The sequence below is a fragment of the Streptomyces alanosinicus genome (assembly GCF_014650595.1).
GTDB lineage: Bacteria > Actinomycetota > Actinomycetes > Streptomycetales > Streptomycetaceae > Streptomyces > Streptomyces alanosinicus.
The window spans coordinates 577,497-600,486 of sequence record NZ_BMVG01000001.1; the positions used below are offsets into that span (position 1 = coordinate 577,497).

Consider the following 22,990-nt stretch of genomic DNA (forward strand, 5'->3'; position numbering starts at 1 on the left):
GCCCCACAAAACGCCCTCGTGTTCTTCGTCCTTGTCCCCACGGGCGGCCGTGGCCGTCCCCAAGAGAGAGTGTGAGAGTGCTCGTACTCGTCGCTCCCGGCCAGGGCGCCCAGACGCCCGGCTTCCTGACTCCCTGGCTCGATCTTCCCGGTGCCGCGGACCGTGTCGCCGCATGGTCGGACGCCATCGGACTGGACCTGGTGCACTACGGAACCCAGGCCGACGCCGACGCCATCCGTGACACCGCGGTGGCCCAGCCGCTGCTGGTCGCCGCCGGGATCCTGTCCGCCGCGGCACTCGGTGACATCGCCCGGATCGCCCCGAGCGCGGTCGCCGGTCACAGCGTCGGCGAGTTCACGGCCGCCGCCTTCGCGGGCGTGCTGGACGACACCACGGCGCTCGGCCTGGTCCGCAAGCGGGGGCTGGCGATGGCCGACGCCGCCGCGATCACCGAGACCGGGATGTCGGCGCTGCTCGGCGGCGACCCCGAGACCTCCGTGGCGCACCTGGAGAAGCTGGGCCTGACCCCGGCGAACATCAACGGCGCGGGCCAGATCGTCGCCGCGGGCACGCTGGCGCAGCTCACCGCGCTGAGCGAGGACAAGCCCGAGGGCGTCCGCAAGGTCGTCCCGCTGAAGGTCGCCGGCGCCTTCCACACCCACCACATGGCTCCCGCCGTCGAGACGCTGGCCAAGGCCGCCGCGGAGCTGACGCCCGCCGACCCGACGGTCCGTTATGTCTCCAACAAGGACGGCCGGGCGGTCACGGCCGGCACCGAGGTCCTCGACCGGCTGGTCGGCCAGGTCGCCAACCCCGTGCGCTGGGACCTGTGCATGGAGACGTTCAAGGAGCTGGGCGCCACCGCGCTCATCGAGGTGTGCCCGGGCGGCACGCTGACCGGCCTGGCCAAGCGGGCGCTGCCCGGCGTCAAGACGCTGGCCCTGAAGACCCCCGACGATCTCGACGCGGCCCGTGAGCTCATCTCCGAGCACGCCGGCGCCGGCGCCTAAGGAGCCGTAGATGGCGAAGATCAAGCCCAGCAAGGGCGCCCCGTATGCGCGCATCCTCGGTGTCGGCGGCTACCGGCCGACCCGGGTGGTGCCCAACGAGGTGATCCTGGAGAAGATCGACTCCTCCGACGAGTGGATCCGCTCGCGCTCCGGCATCGAGACCCGGCACTGGGCCGGTCCCGAGGAGACCGTGGCGGCGATGGCGATCGAGGCCTCCGGCAAGGCGATCGCGGACGCCGGTATCGACGCCGAGCAGATCGGCGCCGTGGTCGTCTCGACCGTCTCGCACTTCAGCCAGACCCCGGCCGTCGCCACCGAGATCGCCGACAAGCTCGGCACCGACAAGGCCGCCGCCTTCGACATCTCGGCCGGCTGCGCGGGCTTCGGCTACGGCCTGACCCTCGCCAAGGGCATGGTGGTGGAAGGTTCCGCCGCGTATGTGCTCGTCATCGGCGTGGAGCGGCTGAGCGATCTGACCGACCTGGAGGACCGGGCCACGGCCTTCCTGTTCGGCGACGGCGCCGGCGCGGTCGTCGTCGGTCCCTCGCAGGAGCCGGCGATCGGCCCGACCGTGTGGGGCTCCGAGGGCGACAAGGCCGAGACGATCAAGCAGACCGTCCCCTGGAACCGGTTCCACATCGGCGATGTGACCGAGCTTCCCCTGGACAGCGAGGGCAACATCAAGTTCCCTGCGATCACGCAGGAGGGCCAGGCGGTGTTCCGCTGGGCCGTGTACGAGATGGCGAAGGTCGCCCAGCAGGCGCTGGACGCGGCCGGGATCAGTCCGCAGGAGCTGGACGTCTTCATCCCGCACCAGGCCAATGTGCGGATCATCGACTCGATGGTGAAGACTCTCAAACTGCCGGAGCATGTCACGGTCGCCCGGGACATCCGCACCACCGGCAACACCTCGGCCGCCTCGATTCCGCTCGCGATGGAGCGGCTTCTGGCGACCGGGGAGGCGAAGAGCGGTGACACCGCGCTCGTCATCGGATTCGGGGCGGGTCTCGTCTACGCCGCCACGGTCGTTACCCTCCCCTAGGCACTCCGTGCCGGATCTTGCGATCGGGCACGGCCGCAATTGCCACAAACCATCTGAAAATCAAGAAGGAGCGCCAACATGGCCGCCACTCAGGAAGAGATCGTCGAGGGTCTCGCGGAGATCGTTAACGAGATCGCTGGCATCCCGGTTGAGGACGTCCAGTTGGACAAGTCCTTCACCGACGACCTGGACGTCGACTCGCTGTCCATGGTCGAGGTCGTCGTCGCCGCCGAGGAGCGCTTCGACGTGAAGATCCCCGACGAGGACGTCAAGAACCTCAAGACCGTCGGCGACGCCACCGACTACATCCTCAAGCACCAGGCCTGAGCCACCCCTTAGGCCCCGGCTGCAAGGCCCCGCCACCCGGCGGTGGCGCCGTCGAATCCCGTATCCGTTGGAGAAAGAATTCCCGTGAGCCCGACCAATCGCACCGTGGTCGTCACCGGTATCGGCGCAACCACACCGCTGGGTGGCGACGCAGCCTCGACCTGGGAGGCTCTGCTCGCCGGCACGTCCGGTGTCAAGCCTCTGGAGCAGGAGTGGGCGGCCGAGCAGGCCGTCCGTATCGCCGCTCCGATCGCCGTGGAGCCCACCGAGGTCATCCCGCGGCCGCAGGCCCGCAAGCTGGACCGTTCCGCGCAGTTCGCGCTGATCGCCGCTCAGCAGGCCTGGAAGGACGCGGGCTTCACCGACAAGGCCGGCGAGGACGGCAACGTCGACCCCGACCGGCTGGGCGCGGTCATCGCCTCCGGCATCGGCGGTGTGACGACGCTGCTCGACCAGTACGACGTGCTCCGGGAGAAGGGCGTCCGCCGCGTCTCCCCGCACACCGTCCCCATGCTGATGCCGAACGGCCCCTCGGCCAACGTGGGTCTGCTCGTGGGCGCCCGGGCGGGCGTGCACACGCCGGTCTCCGCGTGCGCCTCGGGCGCCGAGGCCATCGGCTACGCCATCGAGATGATCCGCACCGGCCGCGCCGACGTCGTCGTCGCCGGCGGTACGGAGGCCGCGATCCACCCGCTGCCGATCGCGGCGTTCGGCAACATGATGGCGATGTCCAAGAACAACGAGAACCCGCAGGGCGCCTCGCGTCCCTACGACGTCGACCGCGACGGCTTCGTCCTCGGCGAGGGCGCCGGTGTGATCGTCCTGGAGTCCGCCGAGCACGCCGCGAAGCGCGGTGCGCGGGTGTACGCCGAGGCCGTCGGGCAGGGCATCTCCGCCGACAGCCACGACATCGTGCAGCCGGAGCCGGAGGGCCGCGGCATCTCGCACGCGCTGCAGAACCTGCTGGACAACACCGACCTGGACCCGGCCGAGATCGTGCACGTCAACGCGCACGCCACCTCGACGCCGGCCGGTGACATCGCCGAGCTGAAGGCGCTGCGGAAGGTGTTCGGCGACGACGCGGACCACATGGCGGTCTCCGCGACCAAGTCGATGACCGGTCACCTGCTCGGCGGGGCCGGCGGCGTGGAGTCGGTCGCGACCGTGCTCGCGCTGTACCACCGGGTGGCGCCGCCGACCGTCAACGTCGACAACATCGACCCCGAGGCGGAGGCCAACGCCGATGTCGTCCGGGGCGAGGCCCGCAAGCTGCCCGTCGAGGGCCGCATCGCCGCGCTGAACGACTCGTTCGGCTTCGGTGGGCACAACGTGGTCCTGGCGTTCCGGACCATCTGAGAACAGGGCTGAGGGCCCCTGCCGACCGGCAGGGGCCCTCAGTCGTACCCGCGCTCGTGCCCGCCGAGGACGGGGGCTCACACCACCTGGTGGAGCCAGCGGACGGGGGCGCCTTCGCCCGCGTAGCGGAACGGCTCCAGTTCGTCGTCCCACGGCTTGCCCAGGAGTTTGGCGATCTCGGCTTCCAGTTCGGTCTCTCCCCGCTGGGACCGCGTCAGCGCCGCGCGCAGGCGGTCCTCGGGGATGAGGATGTCGCCGTGGATGCCGGTGACGGCGTGGAAGATGCCGAGGTCGGGGGTGCAGCTGTAGCGCTCGCCCTCGGCGGTCGGGCAGGGCTCGGCGGTGACCTCGAAGCGCAGCAGATGCCAACCGCGCAGCGCGGAGGCCAGCTTGGAGGCCGTGCCGGCCTGGCCCTGCCAGGAGAACTCCGAGCGCCAGGTGCCGGGGGCCGCGGGCTGCCGGATCCAGTCGAGACTGACGCGCGTGCCGAGCACCCCGGCGACGGCCCACTCGACATGTGGGCACAGCGCGCGCGGCGCGGAGTGCACGTACAGAACTCCACGTGTCGTCACCGGAACCTCCGGACAGAGCGGGACATCTTGCGGACTGGCTGGCGGCTGTGGCGCGACGGCCGCGTTGATGGCGAGGCTACCCTGCGGCGGTGCAAGGAGTGTGACGTACCGTCGGTCCCGGTGCCAGGAAACCTCTGCCATTCACCCAGGGGGACGCTTGTACGGGGGTGGTCCGTTCCACGGCGCGCGGTCGGGAACCCTCGCACGTTGTTATGGGAGGAAGCACCGGGAACACCCGATTCGACGACCGAGGGGATCATCAGGGGATGCGGAAGCGAAGCAGCCGTGGACGGGCCGCTCTCGCCGTGCTGGCGGCAGCCGTGCTGGGCGTCGCCGGATGCGATGTCATGGGCGGGAGTTCGTCCGCGCCCGAGGGCACCAAGGCGCGCGCCGCCAAGCCGGCGCCGCTGTGGAACCGCAGCCCGGACTCGATCGCCGCGGTGGGCGACTCCATCACCCGCGGCTTCGACGCGTGCACGGTGCTGTCGGACTGCCCCGAGGTGTCCTGGGCGACGGGCAGTGACGCGAAGGTCGACAGCCTGGCGGTGCGGCTGCTCGGGGTCGCGGGCGCGGCGGAGCGCAGCTGGAACTACGCGGTGACCGGGGCCCGGATGGCGGATCTGCCGGAGCAGATGTCCCAGGCGGCGGCACGCGACCCGCAGTTGGTCACGGTGATGGCGGGCGCGAACGACGCCTGCCGGTCCTCGGCGGCGGCGATGACCTCGGTGGCCTCCTTCCGCGCGGACTTCGAGGAGGCGCTGCGCACGCTGCGTTCGTCGCGGCCGAAGGCGCAGGTGTACGTGGCGAGCGTGCCGAACCTGAAGTGGCTGTGGTCGCAGGGGCGGACCAATCCGCTGGGCAAGCAGGTGTGGAAGCTCGGTATCTGCCCGTCGATGCTGTCCGACGCGGACGATCTGACCGGCGCGGCCGTGGTGCGCCGGGACCGGGTGCAGCAGCGGGTGGTGGAGTACAACAAGGTGTTGAAGGATGTCTGCGCCAAGGACCGCCGCTGCCGTTTCGACGGCGGCGCGGTCTACGGATACCGGTTCGGCGCGGACCAGCTCAGCCACTGGGACTGGTTCCATCCCAGCAAGGACGGTCAGGCCCGGCTCGCCTCGATCGCGTACCGCACCATCACCGCGAGCAATCCGGTTGCTTAGGGCACAGATCGCCTAAGGTTTTCCATATGAGCGAACTTTTCGGCACGCTTTCCGATGGCACCGAGGTGCACCGCTGGACGCTGGAGCGCGCCGGGACGCGGGTGGAGGTCCTGACGTACGGCGGGATCGTGCGGTCGGTCCAGGTGCCGGACCGGGAGGGCCGGACGGCCGAGGTGGTGCTGGGCTTCCCCGGCCTGGACGGCTATCTCGCGCACCCGGAGCCGTACTTCGGCGCCCTGGTCGGCCGGTACGCCAACCGGATCGCGCACGCCCGCTTCCCGCTGGACGGCGCGGTGTACGCACTGGAGCCGAACAGCGGCCGAAACTCCCTGCACGGCGGCGCACGAGGCTTCGACAAGCGGGTGTGGGACGCGGCGCCGGCCGGGCACGGGGTGCGGCTGAGCCGGGTGAGTCCGCATGGCGAGGAGGGCTTTCCCGGCCGTGTCGAGGTGTCGGCGACGTACTCGCTGGACGCGTCCGGAGCACTGCGGATCGCCTACGAGGCGGTCACGGACGCGCCGACGGTGCTCAACCTCACCAGTCACAGCTACTTCAACCTGGCCGGCTCGGGCCATGCGGGCGGACACGAACTGCGTGTCGCCGCCGCCCGGTTCACCCCCGTCGACGCCGATCTGATCCCGACGGGCGCCCTGGAGGACGTGGCGGGCTCCCGGTTCGACTTCCGGGCGTCCCGCAAGGTCGGTTCGGGCTACGACCACAACTTCGTCCTGGACAAGGGCGTGACCGCCGCCCCGGAGGAGGTCGCCGAGCTGCACGACCCGGCCTCCGGCCGCACCCTGACGATCGCGACGACCGAGCCGGGCCTCCAGCTCTACACCGCCGACCACCTCACGGAGCCGTTCGCCCCGGGCGACGGCATCGCCCTGGAGACCCAGCACTTCCCGGACTCCCCGAACCGGCCGGAATTCCCAGGGACGGTGCTGCGGCCAGGGCAGGTGTTCCGTTCGGAGACGGTGTACGCCTTCTCGGCACGCTGAGCGGCAACGCCCTCAAGGGGCGCGGGGAACTGCGCGACCGGCCACGACGGCGCGGCAGCCGGCCGACGGCCTAAACCCGCTCCCCCCGCATCCGCTTCGCCGCCTTCCCGAGCAGGGACATCGCGCCCCCGCAGATCAGCAGGGCCGCGATGCCGCCCGCGATCGGGCCGGCGGAGTGGCTCTTGATGCCCTCGCCCGTCACCGTCGTGGCCAGCGCGAAGATGATCGAGTACAGGCTGCGGCCGACCCTCGCACCGGCCGGGATCACCTTGAGCAGCTGCGGAATGGTGGTCGCGGCGGCCAGGGCCATGCCGAAGGGCAGGGCCGCGGCGGTCATCAGCGCGCCGAATCCGAAGGAGTTGCCGTACGCGCCCCAGGCGGCGCCCTTGTAGAGCAGATAGCCGGTGGCGGTGAGGGACAGCAGGACCAGCACGCCGTTGAGATAGGCGGCCTGGGTGGCGGCCTTGCGGGCGCCGGGCAGATGCGCGGCCGGGGAACGCCAGGCGTCGGCCGTGATGAGCCGCAGCTGCCGCTTGAGGCCCTGCATCTGCAGCAGTGAGAAGACGCCGAAGGCCAGCAGGCCCAGTCCGGCGAGTGCCGCGACGAAGCCGAGGGGCTGCTGTGTGATGCCGTAGTGGACGCCGCCGAAGGTGAGCGGGATGCCGAGGATCATGCCGTAGGCCATGGGCTTGGACTTGGCCTGGATCTTCAGCACCAGATCGCGTTGGTCCGGCGTGAGACCGGGATCCGGCCGCATCCGTCCCTCGCCGACGTGCTGGGCGGGCGGCTGGGCCGACTGCTGCGGGGGGTAGGGCTGTTGGGGCGGGTACGGCTGCTGGTACTGCGGCTGCTGCGGGTAGCCCTGCGGCGGGTACGGCGCTTGCGGAGGGTAGGGCTGCTGCGGCGCGTACGGCTGGTGCGGCGCGTACGGCTGCTGGTACTGGGGCTGTTGCCCGTACGCCCCCGTGGGCGGCTGCTGGGGTCCGTACGGACCCGGCTGTTGTGGCTGGCCTGGATACACGATCTCTCTCCCCCGTACCCGGTCTCTTCCGGTGCTCGCGGGCCGGGAGTCTATCCGTTTGCTCAGGTGACGAGCCCCGGTCCGGGGGTCAGGTCCCGGACCGGGGCTGCTTGTGGGGGACTTGTCCCGGATCAGACGTTAATCGGCGCGGTGAGCCTGCGGTCCACGATCGAGCGTCCGGCGGCGATCTCGTACGAACCCTTCACAAACAGCCACGCCTTCGCCTTCTCGTCCCAGATCTCGAAGGCGCGGCGCGGCAGGGCGACGGTCACCTCGACGCTCTCCCCGGGCGCGGCCTCGGCCGAGGCGAAGCCGGCCAGCAGCCGGGCCGGGCGCCCGGGGTCGGTCCCGGCCGGGGAGACATAGACCTGGACGACCTCGCGGCCCGGCCGTGTGCCGGTGTTGCGCACGCGAATCCGCGCGCCGGCGCCGTCGGCCGCCAGGGACTCATAGCTCCAGTCGGTGTAGCCGAGGCCGTGGCCGAACGGGTACGCGGGGGTGCGGCCGGCCTTCTCCCAGGCGCGGTGTCCGATGAACACGCCCTCGGTGTAGGGCAGTTCACCGTCCGCCGGGGCGACCCGGGTGACCGGGGCGTCGGCGAGGGAGCCCCAGGTGGTGGGGAGTCGGCCGCCGGGCTCATGGGCGCCGGTGAGGACGTCGGCGAGGGCGGCGCCGCCCTCCTGGCCGGGGAACCAGCCGATCAGGACGGCGGCCACGTCCTCGCGCCAGGGCAGTTCCACCGGGGAGCCGGAGTTGACGACCACGACCGTGCGGGGGTTGGCGGCGGCGACCGCGCGGACCAGGTCGTCCTGACGGCCGGGGAGCCTCAGGTCCGTGCGGTCGAAGCCCTCGGACTCGACGCGGTCGGTGGTGGCGACCATGACGACGGCGGTGTCGGCGTGCCGGGCCGCCCGGGCGGCCTCGGCGATCAGCTCGTCGGGGTCGCGCTGCGGCGCACAGTGGGCGAGGGCGAAGGTGATGACCTCCATGGGGATGTCGTCGGGGAGCTGGACGACGTGGGTGAGGGAGACGTCGACCGGGCGGCCGGCGGTGAGTTCGGCCTGGGCGCGGGGCACGGGGGCGCCGAAGAAGGCCTCGAAGGGGTCCTCCCTGTCGGGGCGCTGGACGTCGTCGTAGTACGTCGTCCCGTCGACGGCGAGCGTGAAGGCGCCCATGCCCTTGATGCCGAAGGTGTGCGGGCCGGACTCGCGGGGGGTGAGGGTGCCGGTCAGCTCGACGGTGTGCAGGGTCTCGTACGTCACGCCGTCGGGGAGGTCCGAACCCATCCACTGGATCAGGCCGTTCGGGGCGGACCGGGTGCCGATGACCCGGCCCTCGCTGTCGCGGCAGACGGCGCTGAGCGTGAATCCCTGGTCGGCGACGGCGAGTTCGGTGGCCGGGTCGGCGCCGACGGCATAGGTGAGGGTGCCCTCGGGGAGTGCGGCGGTGAGGCCGTCCAGCGGGGAGACGATCCGGGCCGGGAAGACGGTGGCGGAGCCGCCGCCGAGGACGCGGGCGTCGCGGGCGGCGGCGCCGATCAGGGCCACGGTGCCGTGCGGCTTCAGGGGCAGGACGGCGTTCTCGTTGCGGACGAGGACGAAGGAGCGGCGGGCGATCTCGCGGGCGAGGGCCTCGCCGTCGACGGGCGCGGGCAGCTCGGTCACGACGGGTTCGGCGCCGTCGAGGATCCCGACCCGGGCGGCGAGCCGCAGCACGCGCCGTACGGCGGCGTCGACCGTCGCCTCGGCGACCTCGCCGTCCCGGACGGCCCGGGCGAGGGCCGCGCCGTAGACGGTGCGCGGTCCGGGCATGGCCACGTCCAGGCCGCCGTTGATGGCGCCGACCGTGTTCCGGGCGGCCATCCAGTCGGAGACATTGAAGCCGTCGAAGCCCCATTCGCCGCGCAGGACCTCGTTGACCAGGTGGTGGTGCTCGGTCATGGTCGTGCCGTTGACCTGGTTGTAGGCGGTCATGACGCCCCAGGGGCGGGCGCTGGCGACGATGGCCTCGAAGGGGGCGAGGTACAGCTCGCGCAGGGCGCGTTCGGGGACCAGGTTGTCCACGGTGAAGCGGTCGGTCTCGGCGTCGTTGGCGACGAAGTGCTTGACGGTGGTGCCGACTCCGCCGGACTGGACGCCGGTGACATAGCCGGCACCGATCGCCCCGGTCAGATACGGGTCCTCGCTGTAGCACTCGAAGTGCCGGCCGCCGAGCGGGGAGCGGTGCAGGTTGACCGTGGGCGCGAGCAGCACATGGACGCCCTTGCGCCGGGCCTCCTGGGCGAGCAGCACGCCTGCCCGGCGGGCGAGTCCGGGGTCCCAGGTGGCGGCGAGCGCGGTCGGCGAGGGCAGGGCGACGGAGGGGTCGTCGGCGGTCCAGCGCACGCCCCGGACGCCGATCGGGCCGTCGGACATGACGAGCGACGTCAGTCCGATCTCGGGCAGGGCGGGCAGAGTCCACATGTCCTGCCCGGCCAGCAGCCGTGCCTTGGTGTCGAGGTCGAGCTTGCCGAGGGCGGCCTCGACGGCCGCCTCGCGGGCCGTGTCGGCCGGGGTGGGCTGGGATCCCGCCATCGCGGTGCCTCCTCGTTGCGGTCCGTGCAGGTGCCCTCCATCGTGCAACGACTACCTGTAGATCGGCAGGTTTCGTTATTTTGCCGTTACATTTCGCCGATGGGGATGCCGTACGGTGACGTCATGAACGCGAGGGTCAGGGGCGAGGAGCGGCGTGCGGAGATCGTCGGGGCCGCCCTTGAGGTGATCGCCGAGCGCGGCTACCGAGGGGCGAGCCTGGCCGCCGTGGCCGAGCGCGTCGGGCTGACCCAGCAGGGGCTGCTGCACTATTTCCCCACCAAGGACGCACTGTTGGTGGCCGTGCTGCAGGAGCGGGACCGGTGGGACGCGGTCCCGGACACGCAGTGGCGGGTGGATCTGCTGGCCTCGCTGGTGGAGTACAACGCGATGCGCCCGGCCATCATCCAGACCTTCTCGGCACTGCTCGGCGAGAGCGTGACGGAGGATCATCCGGCCCGGGGCTACTTCACCGAGCGGTACGCCCGCGTCCGGGCGTCCATGGCGGCGGTGCTGCGCGCCGAGTACGGCGACCGGCTGCCGAACGGACTGACCCCGGAGCGGACGGCTCCGCTGCTGGTCGCGGTGATGGACGGGTTGCAGTACCAGTGGCTGCTGGACCCGGAGACGGTGGACATGCCGGGGGCGTTCCGGGACTTCCTGCGGCTGCTCGGCGAGCCCGCGGACTGAGCGGCGCCCGCTACACGGGTCGTACGGCCGCCACCACCTCGATCTCCACCTGCGCCTCGGGGCGGAACAGCCGGGGCACCTCGAAGGTCATGCTCGTGGGCGGAGTACCCGTGAGGAACCGGCGGCGTACGGCGCCGTACTCGTCGAGCCCCGCGATGTCGGTCAGATACGTGCGGATGCTGATGATGTCCGCGAGCGTGGCGCCGTGGGGCCCCAGCAGCGCCTCGATGGTCTCGAAGACGCCCTGGGTCTGCTCGGCCAGCGTGGCGCCCTCGGCGATCTGGCCCGAGAGGAACAACAGGGCGCTGCCGTCGGCGTGTTCGACGCGGGCGACCTGGGAGTAGTGGGCGTTGGCGGGCCCAGGCGCGCCGACGGGGTTGTCGAGAGCGATGTTCACGGGAGTCCTTGGGGCGGTGTGGACAGTGCGGACGATGCGGGGGACGGCCCGCGCGAGATCGGCGCGGGCCACGACGGGGTCCTCGGCGGCCTGCCGAAAGTGCGCCGACACGGCCTCTGCGACCGGCAGCCGGGCGGCGGCCGTGGCGATCCGCAGATCCTTCACCGCCAGGTCGGTGGCGAAGTGCGCCCCGTCGGCGAAGGCACGGGCGACCGCGCCGCCGAGCGGGCCCGCGGCGAGGGCCTCGCGTGCGGTGTCGCCGTCGAGACCGAGTGCGGCGGCGAGCCGTAGCGCCTCGGCGACGAGGCCGACGCCGCCGATCACCGCCGTGTTGACGACGAGTTTGAGGGCCGCGCCGGAGCCGGGGGGACCGGTGCGGGTGACCGTGCCGAGGTGCGCGAGGATCTGCTCGACGCCGGCCGTGTCCCCGCCCGCGAGGATGCCGAGCCCGCCCTCGGCGGCCCGGTCCGTGCTGCCCATGACCGGCGCGTCGACGAGACCCACCCCGTCCTTCAGCCGCGCGCCCAGTTCCCGTACGGCGTCCGGTCCGACGGTGGACATCTCGACCCATGTCATGCCCGGCCGCAACTCCGGTACGACGGCGTCGGCGACCGCGGTGAGCGCGTCCGGCCCGGCCAGCATGGTGATCACGACATCGGCGTCCCGCACCGCCCCGGCCGGCGATCCGGCGAGCACGGCGCCCTCGGCGACGAGCGGTTCGGCGCGGGCCGGGGTGCGGTTCCAGACGGTGAGCGGGTGACCGGCGGCGAGCAGCCGGCGGGCCATCGGGGCGCCCATGCGGCCGAGCCCCAGAAAGGCGATCTTCTCCTGCTTCTGCATGCCGTCGACGCTAGGACCGGCCATGTGATGCGACAAGCGAATGTCTAGCATCGCTGGCATGCTGACATCGCATACCGAGGATGAGCTTCCCGATCTGTCCACCGTCTGGCTGCGGGTGTTCCTGGAGGTCGCCCGGCACGGTTCGTTCACCGTGGCCGCGCGGACCCTGGGCTGGACCCAGTCCGCGGTGTCCCGGCAGATCTCCGCGCTGGAGTCGGCGCTCGGCGGCGGCGCGCTCTTCGACCGGCTGCCGCGCGGCGTACGGCTCACCGAGGCCGGCCGGAGCCTGGTCCCGCACGCCGAGGCCGTGTCCGCGTCGCTGCGGGGCGCCGCGCGCGATCTGGCCGGGCTGCGCGCGGCGACGGGCGGACGGCTGCGGTTCGGCGCGTTCGCCACCGCCGACGCGGCGCTGGTGCCGCAGGCGCTGGCCGCCTTCCACGCCCGCCACCCGCGCGTCCGGGTGGCGCGCGAGGAGGGCCTCTCCCCCGCCCTGCTGGACCGGCTGGCGGGCGGCCGGCTCGACCTCGCGGTGGTCTCGACGACGGGCCGCGCCCCGCTGGCGGCGTACACGCTGCACCATCTCCTCGACGAGACCCTCTACGTCGCCGTCCCCGCCGGCCATCCGCTCGCCGCGGGCGCCGGACCGGTGCGGCTGGCCGACCTCGCCGACGCCGACTGGATCGCCGGCAGCGCCCGGCCCGAGGGCACGCTGCTCGACGCGGCCGTGCGGCAGGGCTTCCGGCCGCGCGTCGCGCATGTCGTCGCCGAGTGGACCGCCAAACAGGGCTACGTCGCCGCGGGCCTGGGCGTGACCCTGGTCCCGGCGCTGGCCGCGGCGTCCGCACGGCCGGACATCACCCTGCTCCCGGTCCGCACCGAGGACGCCCCGCCCCGCGCGGTGTACGCGGCGACACCCCGCGGCCACACGCCGACGACGGCGACCCGGGCCTTCGTGACGGCGCTGCGGGAGGCCGCGGAACGGATCCCGGGCTGAGCCTCCTCAAGGCCTGCGGGACGGCACTACGGCGGTACCGCTCACTCGCACCCGGCAACAGCGGCGGGGCCCCCGGAGTCCCGGGAGTCCGCGCGGTCCTCGGCGTCCTCGGCGTGCTCCTCCCCCAGCAGATCCCGCGCCAGCAGCGTCGCGCCCGCGACCGCGCCCGGCATCAGGAACACCGCGACGAAGGGGACGAGGAAGGCCAGGCCGAGCGGGGTGCCGAAGCCCCAGACCAGGGTCTTGCGGGAGCGCAGCAGGGCGAGCCGGGCGCGCAGTTCGACACCCCGGCGCTGGAGGGCGACGGCGGCCAGTTCCTCGGTGAGGAAGAAGCCGGTGACGAAGAAGCCGAGCACGGGTACGACGGTCTGGCCGACGAAGGGCAGAAGGCCGAGGGCGAAGAGCAGCACGCCCCACAGCGCGGCCCGCACCAGCACGCGCAGGCTGTCCCGGGCCGAGATCCACAGCTCGCGCCAGAGCGGCAGCTCCGAGCGCGGCGCGGTGCCGTCGGGCGAGACGTCGGCGTCGACCCGCTCCGACAGGTTCTCGTAGAAGGGCTGGCCCACCAGCAGGGTGACCGCGGTGAACGTCAGCACCGCCAGCAGCAGGCCGAGGGCGAACAGCACGGCGGTCAGAAAGCCGCGGAACAGGCCCTGCCAGGGGCTGGACCAGTGGTCCGCGAACGGGGTCGCCCAGGTGACCGCGTCCTCGCCCCACAGCGCGAGCGCGACCAGAGCCGCCGCGTAGAGGACCAGGGTGATCAGTCCGGGCAGCAGCCCGAAGCCGTACTGGCGGCCGTGCCGGGTCATCCAGCGCTGGCCCGCCAGCAGATACCGGAACCCCACCCCGAGATCGCGCATGGCCGGAACCTTACCGACTCTCAGCCGGCGAGCATACGGCGCAGAAGATCGCGCAGGGAGCCGCGCTCCTGCGCCGAGAGGCCGGCCAGCGGCTCGCGCGCGAAATGGAGACCTTCGCGCAGCTCACGGGCGACGCTCACGCCCTCGTCGGTGGCGGCGGCCACCTTCACCCGGCGGTCCGCCGGGTCGGGACGGCGCTCGACCAGCCCCCGGGCCTCCAGGCGGTCCACTATGCCCGTGACGTTCGACGGCTCGCACTTCAGCTTCTGCGCCAGCTTCCGCATCGGCAGCGGCTCGATGGAGAGCAGACTGAGCAGGCGCGCCTGCGGCCCGGTCAGCGCGTGCTGGCCCGCCGCTTCCTCGTAGTCCGCGTAGAAGCGGGCCACGACATCCCCGATGAGTTCGACGACCTCCATGGTGAGGGCGTCGGGGCGATGGGTCTTCGGTGGTGTGGCCATGTACGCCAGGATACCCGCTTACTTGACATCATGAAATATTCAAGCGCATGGTTGTTTCAGGTTCTGAAGTAATCAGTGGAGCGACCAGGAAAGGCGCTGTCATGATCAACCGCGAGTGGCACCTGCTCAGCCGTCCCGTCGGCTGGCCCAAGCCCGAGGACTTCGCCCTCGTCGAGACCCCGGTCCCGACCCCCGGCGAGGGCCAGGTGCTGGTACGGAACAAGTACCTCTCCGTCGACCCGTACATGCGCGGCAGGATGTCGGCCGCGAAGTCGTACACCGCCCCCTTCGAACTGGGCAAGGTCATGCAGGGCGGCGCGGTCGGCGAGGTGGTCGCCTCCAACGCCGAGGGCATCGAGACCGGCGACCACGTCCTGCACTTCTTCGGCTGGCGCGAGTACGCGGTCATGGACGCCAAACACGCGGTCAAGGTGGGCCCGACGGCCGTCCCGTCCGTGAAGGTCGACGCCGACGCGCAGGACGTCCCGCTGTCGGCGTACCTCGGCGTCCTCGGCATGACCGGCCTGACCGCCTACGCCGGACTGCTGCGCACCGCCTCCTTCAAGGAGGGCGACGTCGTCTTCGTCTCCGGCGCCGCGGGTGCCGTGGGCAGCGAGGTCGGCCAGCTCGCCAAGCTGCTCGGCGCCTCGCGGGTCATCGGCTCGGCCGGCTCCGACGAGAAGGTCAAGCTGCTGGTCGAGGAGTACGGCTTCGACGCCGCGTTCAACTACAAGAACGGCCCGGTCGCCGAGCAGCTGCGCGAGGCCGCGCCCGACGGCATCGACGTCTACTTCGACAACGTCGGCGGGGACCACCTGGAGGCGGCCATCGGCTCGCTCAACCAGGGCGGCCGGATCGCCGTCTGCGGCATGATCTCGGTCTACAACAACACCGAGCCCGCGCCCGGCCCGAAGAACCTCGCCCGGCTGATCCAGACCCGGGGCCGCATCGAGGGCTTCCTGGTCGGCGACCACTACGACCTGCAGCCCGAGTTCGTCCAGAAGGTCGGGCCGTGGGTCGCCTCGGGCGAGCTGAAGTACCGCGAGACGGTCGTCGAGGGCATCGAGAACAACCTGGAGGCGTTCCTCGGGGTCCTGCGCGGCGACAACATCGGGAAGATGATCGTCAAGCTCTGAGGCGGCGGGGCCCGGCAGGCCTTCCCCCGCGTTTCCGGCATGCGGTAACTTCATTCCGAAATCCGCCGTCGATCGTGGGCGCGAGTCGCGGCGGACCGAGGAGGAAGACAACCGCATGCCCATCACGCAGTCCGACGTCCTGTACACCGCCGTCGCCACCGCCGAGAACGGCCGTGACGGCCGGGTCGCCACCGATGACGGCCGACTCGACGTCGTCGTGAACCCGCCCAAGGAGATGGGCGGCAACGGCGCCGGCACCAACCCGGAGCAGCTGTTCGCCGCGGGGTACTCCGCGTGCTTCCAGGGCGCGCTGGGGGTCGTCGCCCGGCAGGAGGGCGCCGACGTCTCCGGATCGACCGTCACCGCGAAGGTCGGTATCGGCAAGAACGACGACGGGTTCGGGATCATCGTGGAGATCTCGGCGAGCATTCCGGGCGTTTCCGCCGAGGTGGCCCGGGAGCTGGTCGAGAAGGCGCACCAGGTGTGCCCGTACTCGAAGGCAACACGCGGGAACATCACCGTGACGCTGGTCTGACAACCATCGTTTCACACTGTGGAGGCCGCACCCTAGGACGTGGGGTGCGGTCTCTTTTTCGGCCGGGGGGGGGTGGTGCCGGGTGCGGTGTTCTCTCGGGTGCGGGTCTCGTCGTGGCTGGTCGCGCGGTTCCCCGCACCCCTTGGGTTGGTCCACTCGCCCCAGGTTCAGGGGTGGCCCTCAGTCGGTGTTCAGCGCCGCTCGGTGTACCAGGTGCACGAACCTTTCGTTCTCCGGGGCCGCTCCGCCCGGAAACGCCATCCGGCGCCGGGTGTAGCCGTAGGCCAGGCCGCTGCGGGGGTCGGCGAAGGCCTGGGTGCCGCCGGCGCCGCTGTGGCCGAAGGCGCCGGCGCCGAGGACCGGGTGCCACATGTCGGCGGTGGCCTGGAAGCCGAGGCCGTAGGCCTTGTGGGCGCGGGCCACCAGGTCGTAGCCGACGGAGTGGATCTGGCCCGCTTCGGCGACCGTGTCCGGCTTCAGCAGGGGCGGCCGGTCGTCCAGTTCGCTGATCGCGGAGGCGTACATCGTCGCGAGGCCCCGCGCGGAGGCGACGCCGCCCGCCGACGCCGGGCCCTTCGCCCGGACGAGGCGGGAGTTGACGTAGTCCGGGAGAGTGCCCGGCTGCGGGACGTGTGTGTTGAAGGCGATCGAGGTCAGCGTGTGCGGGCCGGCCGGCTGGGCGGCCAGCAGGGCCTGCTGCTCGGGGGTCGGCAGCATCGGCTGCACCGGGCGGAAGCGGCGTTCCTCGGACTCGGGTAGCCCGAGGAAGAAGTCGGTGCCGTACGGGGCGCGCACCCGCTCCTCGTACACCTCCTGGAGCGTGTGACCCGTGGCCCGGCGGACCACCTCTCCGGTGAGCGCGCCGATCACCAGCGCGTGGTAGCCGAAGGCCGTCCCGGGCCGCCAGAACGGCTTCTGGTCGGCGAGCCGCTCGGCCATCGCCCGGTCGTCGGCCATCTCCTCGGCGGAGAACCCGGCGTCGATCCCGACCAGGCCAGCCCGGTGCGCCAGCAGCTCCCGGAGCGTCACCGCGCCCTTGCCCTCGGCGGCGAACTCCGGCCAGTAGTACGTCACTTTGCGGTCCAGCTCCAGGGTGCCGTCCTGCACCAGGAGCGCGACCACCAGATGCGCGGCCCCCTTGGTGGAGGAGAACACGCCGTACAGCGAGTCCACCTCCGTGCCCGCCCACAGGTCGACGACCCGTCGGCCGCGCACATACGCGCACAACTGGCCCTCGTAGTCGTCGCGTTCCCCGGCCGCGAAGGCGGCGAACTCCTCGCGCACCGCCTCGAAACCCTCGGCGACCGTGCCGTGGACGGTGATCTGCTGCGTCATCCGCTCTCCTCAACTGAGCCGCTGCTCCCCTCTCGGCACAACGCCCGCTCCCGCTCCGGACGTTCCCGGGACCGGTACGGCGCGATGTACCTGTTCGACTCAACCACCGTGGGCGTCCCGGGGTGTCGTCGCTGCCCCGTATGGCGGATGGCGCGGGGTGGCGCGGGGCGCGCGCGGGCTCAGGTGCACCACCACAGGAAGCGGGTGCAGGGCTTGGTGGGTGAGGGCGCCGGGGACGGGGCGGAGGTCGTCGGGGCGCTGGACGGGGTGGCAGCCGGCCGGGAGGTGGCCGGGTGCGCCGGGGCCTTGGGGGTGGTGCCGGAGCCCGTCGTGCCGGTCTGCCGCGTCGTGCCAGTGCTCCGGGCGCCGGGCGAGGCCGAGTCCTTGTCCTTCGGGGACTTGGCGGCGGACGCGGAGGCCGAGGCGTCCGGGGCGGCGGAGCCGGAGGCGCCCGAGGTCGTGCCGGAGGTGCCGGAGGCCGGGTCGGCCGTGCCGCCGGGGGACGCGGAGGACGTGCCGCCGTCGGCCGCGGTGTCCCTCGGGGAGTCCGGCCGTCCGCCGGAGAAGGGCGCGAAGGGCGCGTCCGTGCCGAGTTCGGCGAGGCTGAGGCCGCTCGCCGCCAGCACGAAGCCCGCGGCGATCAGCACGGCACGGCGGCGCCTGCGCCGGTGCGCGGCGGCCTTGCGGTCGCGGCGGCTGGCGTCGGCCTCGGCGGGACCGACGGCGGCGGAGCCACGGGCCCGGCGGCGGGCCGCCCGGCCGGCCGGCTCGGGGTCGGCCGCGGACCCGGGCCCGGGGTCCGGCCCCTCGCCGTGCGGCTCCGGCTCCTCCCGCGCGGGCTCCGCGCGCGCGTGCTGCTGGGGAATGCGGTACCCGTGCACGTCGTACGGCTCAGGATCGTACGGCTCGGGTGGCTGCCCCTCGGGCCCGCTGTGGACCGGTGTCTCACCCGCTGTCTCACCCGCGCCCGCGTAGGCGTGCGCGGCCGGCGCGTCGACGGTGGAGCGCGCCGGCGTTCCGCAGCCGGGGCAGGCCAAGGCGCCGTTGAGGTGCCGTTGGCACGGGTGGCAGTAGTCCATGACGCCGGAAGACTAGATTCCCCATGGGTCAGGTTCCTAGGCACCTCTGTGAAGGTTTGGTAGAGCACCGAAAGAAACCCCGAAAGACTTGTCGAAACCGTTATGCGTGCGACCCATTGACACCCCGACCGCCCCGTCCTTACTGTCACGCCAGCATTTCGAACGTGTGACGAAATCTCGAACAGCTGAGGGGCAACTGCCGTGCGCATCACCGGAATCAGCACACACGTGGTCGGCACGCCGTGGCGCAACCTGACCTACGTCCAGGTGCACACCGACGAGGGGATCACGGGAGTCGGCGAGACCCGGATGCTCGGGCACACCGACGCGCTGCTCGGTTATCTGCGGGAGGCCGAGGCCAATCACATCCTCGGCTCCGACCCGTTCGCTGTCGAAGACCTCGTACGCCGGATGAAGTACGGCGACTACGGCCGCGCGGGTGAGATCGTCATGTCGGGCATCGCCGTCGTCGAGATGGCCTGCTGGGACATCAAGGGCAAGGCGCTGGGCGTGCCGGTGTGGCAGCTGCTCGGCGGCAAGGTGACCGACAAGGTCAAGGCGTACGCCAACGGGTGGTACACGACCGAGCGAACGCCGGAGGCCTATCACAAGGCCGCCCAGCGGGTCGTGGAGCGCGGCTACCGGGCGCTGAAGATCGATCCGTTCGGCACCGGGCACTTCGAACTCGACCATCAGGACACGCTGTACGCCGTCTCGCTCATCGAGGCTGTACGGGACGCGATCGGCCCGGACGCCGAGCTGATGCTGGAGATGCACGGCCGTTTCTCCCCCGCCACCGCCATCCGGCTGGCCAGGGAGATGGCCCCGTTCGAACCGGCCTGGCTGGAGGAGCCGGTGCCGCCGGAGAACCTGAAGGCACTTCAGAAGGTGGCCGCCCAGGTGGACATCCCGGTCGCCACCGGTGAGCGGATCCATGACCGGATCGAGTTCCGCGAGCTGTTCGACAGCCAGGCCGCGGACATCCTCCAGCCCGACGTCGGCCATGTCGGCGGCATCTGGGAGACCCGGAAGCTCGCCGCCACCGCCGAGACGCACTACATGCTCCTCGCCCCGCACAACGTCGGCGGGTCCGTGCTCACCGCCGCCTCGCTCCAGGTCGGTTTCACCACGCCGAACTTCAAGATCCTTGAGCACTTCAACGACTTCGCGGACGCGGAGATCAAGAAGGTGGTGAAGGGCGCGCCGCAGGTCGATCCCGAGGACGGGTGCTTCCATCTGTCCGAGGCGCCCGGTCTCGGCGTCGAGCTGGACGTCGACGCGGCCGCCGAATTCCCCCAGCAGCAGGCCCGGTTCGATCTGTGGGCCGAGGGCTGGGAGCAGCGCAAGCCGAAGGAAACCACATGAGCCGCGCCGTCGTCGTCGAGGCCCCGGGCCGGCACCGGCTCGCCGAGCACACACCCCGCGAGCCCGGCCCGGGCGAGGCACTCGTCGCCGTGCACGCGGTCGGCATCTGCGGCAGCGACCGCGAGGTGTACCAGGGCAATCGGCCCGAGGGGTACGTCCGTTATCCGCTGACGCCGGGCCACGAGTGGTCGGGGACCGTGCGGGCCGTGGGTGCCGGGGTACCGGACGGCCTGGTCGGCCGCAAGGTGGTCGGGGAGGGCTTTCGCAACTGCCAGGTGTGCGACCGCTGTCACGCGGGCGAGACCACGCTGTGCACGGCCGGGTACGAGGAGACCGGGTTCACCCAGCCGGGCGCCATGGCCCCGACGCTCACCCTGCCCGCCCGGCTGCTGCACGTCCTGGCGGACGACGCCGACCTCACCGCGGCCGCCCTGCTGGAGCCGGCCGCGTGTATCGCGGCGGCGGCCCTGAAGGGCGGCGCCCGGCCGGGTGAGCGGGTCGCGGTGGTCGGCACGGGCACGCTCGGGATGTTCGCCGTGCAGTTCCTGAGGGCGATCTCGCCGGCCGAGCTGCTCGTCGTGGGCACCCGCGACGACCGGGAGGCGCTCTCCCGGCAGTTCGGGGCGACCGACTTCCGGCTGAAGGACCAGGAGCTCCCGGACGACTTCGACGTCGTGATCGAGACCGCCGGGTCCGCGTCCGCCGCGCGCACCGCCGCCGCCCTGCTCAGGCGCGGCGGACGCCTGGTCCTGACCGGGATCCCGGCGCCGGGCGCGGACGGGCTCGACCCGACCGATCTCGTCGTACGGCAGCTGGAGGTGCACACCGTCTTCGGGGCGCCGCCGGCGGCCTGGGCGCACACCGTGCGGGTGTTCGGCGCCGGGCTGCTGGATCCGCGGGCGCTGGTGACGCACGAGCTGGCGCTGACCGAGTTCTCCCAGGCCATCGAGCTCGTCGGCGCCGGCGACCCCAGGGTGGGCAAGGTGCTGCTGCACCCCTAGACGTACGCCGGTCGGGGCGTGACCTGACGGCGCTCCGACCGGCGTACCACCAACGCTTTTCCGTACTCAGAGCCGCGAACCTTGTCCGAAATATCGAACACTAAGGACAACTTGTGACCGACGCTTCCGTTCCGGCAGCCCGCAGGCCCGGCGAGCAGGCCCTCGCCTCGCTCGGCCTGGCCGCACCCGCCCTCGACCCCGCCGACGCCTCCGGGCACAGCTTCCCGGGCGGCGGCCGCTGGCGCACCGAGATCCCCTCGTGCGAGGGTCCCGAAGCGCTGGCGGTCGTCCTGAAGGAGGCCTCGCGCCTCGATGTGCCGATCCACCGCATCAGCCAGGGCAGCGGCGTGTGGATGCTCACCGACGCCGAGATCACCGAGATGGTCGAGGCGACCGGCGAACGGGACATCGAGCTGTGCCTGTTCACCGGCCCGCGCGGCACCTGGGACATCGGCGGCTCGGTGCGCTCCGACTCACGGGGCGCCGGACTGCGCGCACGCGGCCACGACGCCGTCGCCGGCTGCGTCGAGGACGCCGTACGCGCGACCGAGCTGGGCGTCACGTGTCTCCTGGTCGCCGACGAGGGCGTGCTGTGGACCCTGCACCGGGCCCGCGAGAGCGGCATCATCCCGGCCGGCACCACACTGAAGGTCTCGGCACTCATCGGCCCCGTCAACCCGGCCTCGTACGCCGTCTTCGAGCGGCTCGGCGCCGACTCGGTCAACGTGCCCAGCGATCTGACGCTGGATCACCTCACCGAGATCCGCCGGGTGTCGGCGGCCCCCATGGACATGTACATCGAGGCCCCGGACGACCTGGGCGGCTATGTGCGGATGTACGAGGTCGCCGAGCTGATCCGGCGCGGCGCCCCGCTCTATCTGAAGTTCGGCCTGTCCAGGGCGCCCGGCATCTATCCGTGGGGCGCCCATCTGCGGGATCTCACCCTGGAAACCGCACGGGAGCGGGTGCGGCGCGGCCGGCTCGCGCTGGACCTGCTCGCCCGGCACGGCGCGGACGGCGACATGGCGCCGCTCGGCTCACGGCTGCCCGGCCCCCTCAACCGCTTCCCCATCACCGCGTGACCTCTCAACGCCGAGACGACCAAGGAATGATCACCATGCGCAACCGCAGAGCCGCACTCGCCGCGATATCCGCCACCGCCTCGCTCGCCCTCACCCTGACCGCCTGCGGCCAGAGCGGCTCGGGCGGCAGCAAGGAGAAGACGGGTGACGTCAAGGGCGCCACCATCGGCATCGCCATGCCGACGAAATCCTCCGAGCGGTGGATCAACGACGGCAACGACATGGTCAAGAACCTCACGTCCAAGGGCTACAAGACCAAGCTGGTCTACGGCGAGGACGACCCGAGCACCCAGGTCTCGCAGATCGAGAACATGATCACGCAGGGCGTCAAGGGCCTGATCATCGCGGCCATCGACAACAAGTCCCTGAACAACGTGCTCCAGGAGGCCGCACAGGCCAACATCCCGGTCATCGCCTACGACCGGCTGATCCTCGGCACGAAGAACGTCGACTACTACGCCTCGTTCGACAACGAGAAGGTCGGCACCCTCCAGGGCACCTACATCGTCCACAAGCTCGGCCTGGACAGCGGCAAGAAGGGCCCGTTCAACATCGAGCTGTTCGCCGGGTCCAACGACGACAACAACACCCAGTACTTCTTCGACGGCGCGATGAAGGTGCTCCAGCCCTACATCGACAAGAAGCAGCTGGTGGTCAAGTCCGGGCAGACCAAGCTCAACCAGGTCACCACGCTGCGCTGGGACGGCACCACCGCGCAGAAGCGCATGGAGGACATCCTCACCTCCTCCTACAAGAGCGGCCGGGTCGACGCGGTGCTCTCGCCCTACGACGGCATCTCCATCGGCATCATCTCCGCGCTGAAGTCGGACGGCTACGGCTCGGGCAGCAACCCGCTGCCGGTCATCACCGGCCAGGACGCCGAGCTGGCCTCGGTGAAGTCGATCATCGCGGGTCAGCAGACCCAGACCGTCTTCAAGGACAGCCGCAAGGAGACCTCGGTCGCGGTTTCCATGGTCGATGACGTCCTGCACGGCAAGAAGCCGCAGGTCAACGACGTCAAGACCTACACCAACGGCGCCAAGGTCGTCCCGGCCTATCTGCTCCAGCCGGTGAGCGTGGACAAGACCAACTACGAGGACGTGCTGGTCAAGGGCGGTTACTACACCGAGTCCCAGCTCAAGTGACCCCGCCCCCCTGCCCG

The 22,990-nt window shown here is 71.6% G+C and carries 22 protein-coding genes; 14 read left to right on the plus strand and 8 right to left on the minus strand.

What is annotated here, in order from left to right:
- The first annotated feature begins 77 nt into the window (after positions 1-77).
- The 4 genes from IE277_RS02640 to IE277_RS02655 all read left to right on the plus strand — a co-directional run bounded on the left by IE277_RS02640 (position 78) and on the right by IE277_RS02655 (position 3,735).
- Positions 78-1,010 carry an ACP S-malonyltransferase gene (locus IE277_RS02640; protein ID WP_189948090.1) on the plus strand — a complete coding sequence of 311 codons (933 nt, stop codon included), beginning with the start codon at positions 78-80 and terminating at the stop codon, positions 1,008-1,010.
- A gap of 10 nt (positions 1,011-1,020) precedes the next feature.
- Positions 1,021-2,052, plus strand: a complete 1,032-nt coding sequence (locus tag IE277_RS02645) for a ketoacyl-ACP synthase III (protein ID WP_189948092.1) — start codon at positions 1,021-1,023, stop codon at positions 2,050-2,052.
- A 78-nt stretch (positions 2,053-2,130) separates the two neighbouring features.
- Complete coding sequence (locus tag IE277_RS02650; protein WP_046425089.1) at positions 2,131-2,379, plus strand: acyl carrier protein; 249 nt, start codon at positions 2,131-2,133, stop codon at positions 2,377-2,379.
- A gap of 84 nt (positions 2,380-2,463) precedes the next feature.
- Entirely contained in the window at positions 2,464-3,735 is a 1,272-nt protein-coding gene (locus tag IE277_RS02655) for a beta-ketoacyl-[acyl-carrier-protein] synthase family protein (RefSeq protein WP_189948094.1), read from the plus strand.
- A 77-nt stretch (positions 3,736-3,812) separates the two neighbouring features.
- Here IE277_RS02655 and IE277_RS02660 read toward each other — a convergent pair whose 3' ends face one another.
- The gene (locus IE277_RS02660; protein WP_189948096.1) at positions 3,813-4,307 is read right to left on the minus strand and encodes a DUF3145 domain-containing protein; all 495 of its coding nucleotides are present in this window, start codon (positions 4,305-4,307) and stop codon (positions 3,813-3,815) included.
- A 266-nt stretch (positions 4,308-4,573) separates the two neighbouring features.
- Here IE277_RS02660 and IE277_RS02665 point away from each other — a divergent pair, with 266 nt between their 5' ends.
- Together IE277_RS02665 and IE277_RS02670 are read left to right on the plus strand one after the other, a co-directional pair.
- Positions 4,574-5,467 carry an SGNH/GDSL hydrolase family protein gene (locus tag IE277_RS02665; protein WP_189948098.1) on the plus strand — a complete coding sequence of 298 codons (894 nt, stop codon included), beginning with the start codon at positions 4,574-4,576 and terminating at the stop codon, positions 5,465-5,467.
- Positions 5,468-5,493: 26 nt separating this feature from the next.
- Positions 5,494-6,465 carry an aldose epimerase family protein gene (locus tag IE277_RS02670; protein WP_189948100.1) on the plus strand — a complete coding sequence of 324 codons (972 nt, stop codon included), beginning with the start codon at positions 5,494-5,496 and terminating at the stop codon, positions 6,463-6,465.
- Between the two features lie 70 nt (positions 6,466-6,535).
- On the opposite strand, the gene IE277_RS02675 is transcribed toward IE277_RS02670, so the two are convergent.
- Both IE277_RS02675 and IE277_RS02680 read right to left on the minus strand, forming a co-directional pair.
- Complete coding sequence (locus IE277_RS02675; protein WP_189948101.1) at positions 6,536-7,486, minus strand: hypothetical protein; 951 nt, start codon at positions 7,484-7,486, stop codon at positions 6,536-6,538.
- A gap of 131 nt (positions 7,487-7,617) precedes the next feature.
- Positions 7,618-10,059 (minus strand): beta-glucosidase family protein, encoded by a 2,442-nt coding sequence (locus tag IE277_RS02680; RefSeq protein ID WP_189948103.1) that lies wholly within the window; start codon positions 10,057-10,059, stop codon positions 7,618-7,620.
- 105 nt (positions 10,060-10,164) lie between these two features.
- On the opposite strand from IE277_RS02680, the gene IE277_RS02685 reads away from it, so the two are divergent.
- Positions 10,165-10,746 carry a TetR/AcrR family transcriptional regulator gene (locus tag IE277_RS02685; RefSeq protein WP_189949172.1) on the plus strand — a complete coding sequence of 194 codons (582 nt, stop codon included), beginning with the start codon at positions 10,165-10,167 and terminating at the stop codon, positions 10,744-10,746.
- 10 nt (positions 10,747-10,756) lie between these two features.
- Here IE277_RS02685 and IE277_RS49150 read toward each other — a convergent pair whose 3' ends face one another.
- On the minus strand, positions 10,757-11,983 hold the full coding sequence (locus IE277_RS49150) for an NAD(P)-binding domain-containing protein (RefSeq protein WP_308433342.1): 1,227 nt from the start codon (positions 11,981-11,983) through the stop codon (positions 10,757-10,759).
- Between the two features lie 58 nt (positions 11,984-12,041).
- On the opposite strand from IE277_RS49150, the gene IE277_RS02700 reads away from it, so the two are divergent.
- On the plus strand, positions 12,042-12,977 hold the full coding sequence (locus IE277_RS02700; protein WP_229880512.1) for a LysR family transcriptional regulator: 936 nt from the start codon (positions 12,042-12,044) through the stop codon (positions 12,975-12,977).
- A gap of 41 nt (positions 12,978-13,018) precedes the next feature.
- Here IE277_RS02700 and IE277_RS02705 read toward each other — a convergent pair whose 3' ends face one another.
- Together IE277_RS02705 and IE277_RS02710 are read right to left on the minus strand one after the other, a co-directional pair.
- On the minus strand, positions 13,019-13,837 hold the full coding sequence (locus IE277_RS02705) for an EI24 domain-containing protein (protein ID WP_189948107.1): 819 nt from the start codon (positions 13,835-13,837) through the stop codon (positions 13,019-13,021).
- Positions 13,838-13,857: 20 nt separating this feature from the next.
- Complete coding sequence (locus tag IE277_RS02710) at positions 13,858-14,295, minus strand: MarR family winged helix-turn-helix transcriptional regulator (RefSeq protein ID WP_189948109.1); 438 nt, start codon at positions 14,293-14,295, stop codon at positions 13,858-13,860.
- Between the two features lie 101 nt (positions 14,296-14,396).
- On the opposite strand from IE277_RS02710, the gene IE277_RS02715 reads away from it, so the two are divergent.
- Both IE277_RS02715 and IE277_RS02720 read left to right on the plus strand, forming a co-directional pair.
- Positions 14,397-15,431, plus strand: a complete 1,035-nt coding sequence (locus tag IE277_RS02715) for an NADP-dependent oxidoreductase (RefSeq protein ID WP_189948111.1) — start codon at positions 14,397-14,399, stop codon at positions 15,429-15,431.
- Between the two features lie 115 nt (positions 15,432-15,546).
- Positions 15,547-15,966 (plus strand): organic hydroperoxide resistance protein, encoded by a 420-nt coding sequence (locus IE277_RS02720; RefSeq protein WP_189948112.1) that lies wholly within the window; start codon positions 15,547-15,549, stop codon positions 15,964-15,966.
- A 180-nt stretch (positions 15,967-16,146) separates the two neighbouring features.
- Here IE277_RS02720 and IE277_RS02725 read toward each other — a convergent pair whose 3' ends face one another.
- Positions 16,147-17,301, minus strand: coding sequence for a serine hydrolase domain-containing protein (locus IE277_RS02725; protein ID WP_189948114.1), 1,155 nt, complete (start codon positions 17,299-17,301; stop codon positions 16,147-16,149).
- Positions 17,302-17,480: 179 nt separating this feature from the next.
- Positions 17,481-18,380, minus strand: a complete 900-nt coding sequence (locus IE277_RS02730) for an SCO2400 family protein (protein ID WP_189948116.1) — start codon at positions 18,378-18,380, stop codon at positions 17,481-17,483.
- A gap of 201 nt (positions 18,381-18,581) precedes the next feature.
- On the opposite strand from IE277_RS02730, the gene IE277_RS02735 reads away from it, so the two are divergent.
- The 4 genes from IE277_RS02735 to chvE all read left to right on the plus strand — a co-directional run bounded on the left by IE277_RS02735 (position 18,582) and on the right by chvE (position 22,973).
- On the plus strand, positions 18,582-19,745 hold the full coding sequence (locus tag IE277_RS02735; RefSeq protein WP_189948119.1) for a mandelate racemase/muconate lactonizing enzyme family protein: 1,164 nt from the start codon (positions 18,582-18,584) through the stop codon (positions 19,743-19,745).
- Positions 19,742-20,746: a zinc-dependent alcohol dehydrogenase gene (locus IE277_RS02740; protein WP_189948121.1), complete on the plus strand. Its 1,005-nt coding sequence runs from the start codon at positions 19,742-19,744 to the stop codon at positions 20,744-20,746. Before IE277_RS02735 ends, IE277_RS02740 begins: the two co-directional genes overlap by 4 nt.
- 113 nt (positions 20,747-20,859) lie before the next feature.
- A complete protein-coding gene (locus tag IE277_RS02745; RefSeq protein ID WP_189948123.1) occupies positions 20,860-21,828 on the plus strand; it encodes a hypothetical protein in 969 nt (322 codons plus the stop codon).
- 35 nt (positions 21,829-21,863) lie between these two features.
- Positions 21,864-22,973, plus strand: a complete 1,110-nt coding sequence (gene chvE / locus IE277_RS02750) for a multiple monosaccharide ABC transporter substrate-binding protein (protein WP_189948126.1) — start codon at positions 21,864-21,866, stop codon at positions 22,971-22,973.
- Positions 22,974-22,990: the final 17 nt, after the last annotated feature.

What these genes read in the sequence shown, in the direction of transcription:
- IE277_RS02680 (WP_189948103.1), bottom strand. Translation starts at nt 10,059, where the DNA reads ATGGCGGGATCCCAGCCCACCCCGGCCGACACGGCCCGCGAGGCGGCC.
- IE277_RS02740 (WP_189948121.1), top strand. Translation starts at nt 19,742, where the DNA reads ATGAGCCGCGCCGTCGTCGTCGAGGCCCCGGGCCGGCACCGGCTCGCC.
- IE277_RS02715 (WP_189948111.1), top strand. Translation starts at nt 14,397, where the DNA reads ATGATCAACCGCGAGTGGCACCTGCTCAGCCGTCCCGTCGGCTGGCCC.
- IE277_RS02650 (WP_046425089.1), top strand. Translation starts at nt 2,131, where the DNA reads ATGGCCGCCACTCAGGAAGAGATCGTCGAGGGTCTCGCGGAGATCGTT.
- IE277_RS02700 (WP_229880512.1), top strand. Translation starts at nt 12,042, where the DNA reads ATGCTGACATCGCATACCGAGGATGAGCTTCCCGATCTGTCCACCGTC.
- IE277_RS02720 (WP_189948112.1), top strand. Translation starts at nt 15,547, where the DNA reads ATGCCCATCACGCAGTCCGACGTCCTGTACACCGCCGTCGCCACCGCC.
- chvE (WP_189948126.1), top strand. Translation starts at nt 21,864, where the DNA reads ATGCGCAACCGCAGAGCCGCACTCGCCGCGATATCCGCCACCGCCTCG.
- IE277_RS02665 (WP_189948098.1), top strand. Translation starts at nt 4,574, where the DNA reads ATGCGGAAGCGAAGCAGCCGTGGACGGGCCGCTCTCGCCGTGCTGGCG.
- IE277_RS02725 (WP_189948114.1), bottom strand. Translation starts at nt 17,301, where the DNA reads ATGACGCAGCAGATCACCGTCCACGGCACGGTCGCCGAGGGTTTCGAG.
- IE277_RS02645 (WP_189948092.1), top strand. Translation starts at nt 1,021, where the DNA reads ATGGCGAAGATCAAGCCCAGCAAGGGCGCCCCGTATGCGCGCATCCTC.
- IE277_RS02670 (WP_189948100.1), top strand. Translation starts at nt 5,494, where the DNA reads ATGAGCGAACTTTTCGGCACGCTTTCCGATGGCACCGAGGTGCACCGC.
- IE277_RS02730 (WP_189948116.1), bottom strand. Translation starts at nt 18,380, where the DNA reads ATGGACTACTGCCACCCGTGCCAACGGCACCTCAACGGCGCCTTGGCC.
- IE277_RS02705 (WP_189948107.1), bottom strand. Translation starts at nt 13,837, where the DNA reads ATGCGCGATCTCGGGGTGGGGTTCCGGTATCTGCTGGCGGGCCAGCGC.
- IE277_RS49150 (WP_308433342.1), bottom strand. Translation starts at nt 11,983, where the DNA reads ATGCAGAAGCAGGAGAAGATCGCCTTTCTGGGGCTCGGCCGCATGGGC.
- IE277_RS02685 (WP_189949172.1), top strand. Translation starts at nt 10,165, where the DNA reads ATGCCGTACGGTGACGTCATGAACGCGAGGGTCAGGGGCGAGGAGCGG.
- IE277_RS02710 (WP_189948109.1), bottom strand. Translation starts at nt 14,295, where the DNA reads ATGGCCACACCACCGAAGACCCATCGCCCCGACGCCCTCACCATGGAG.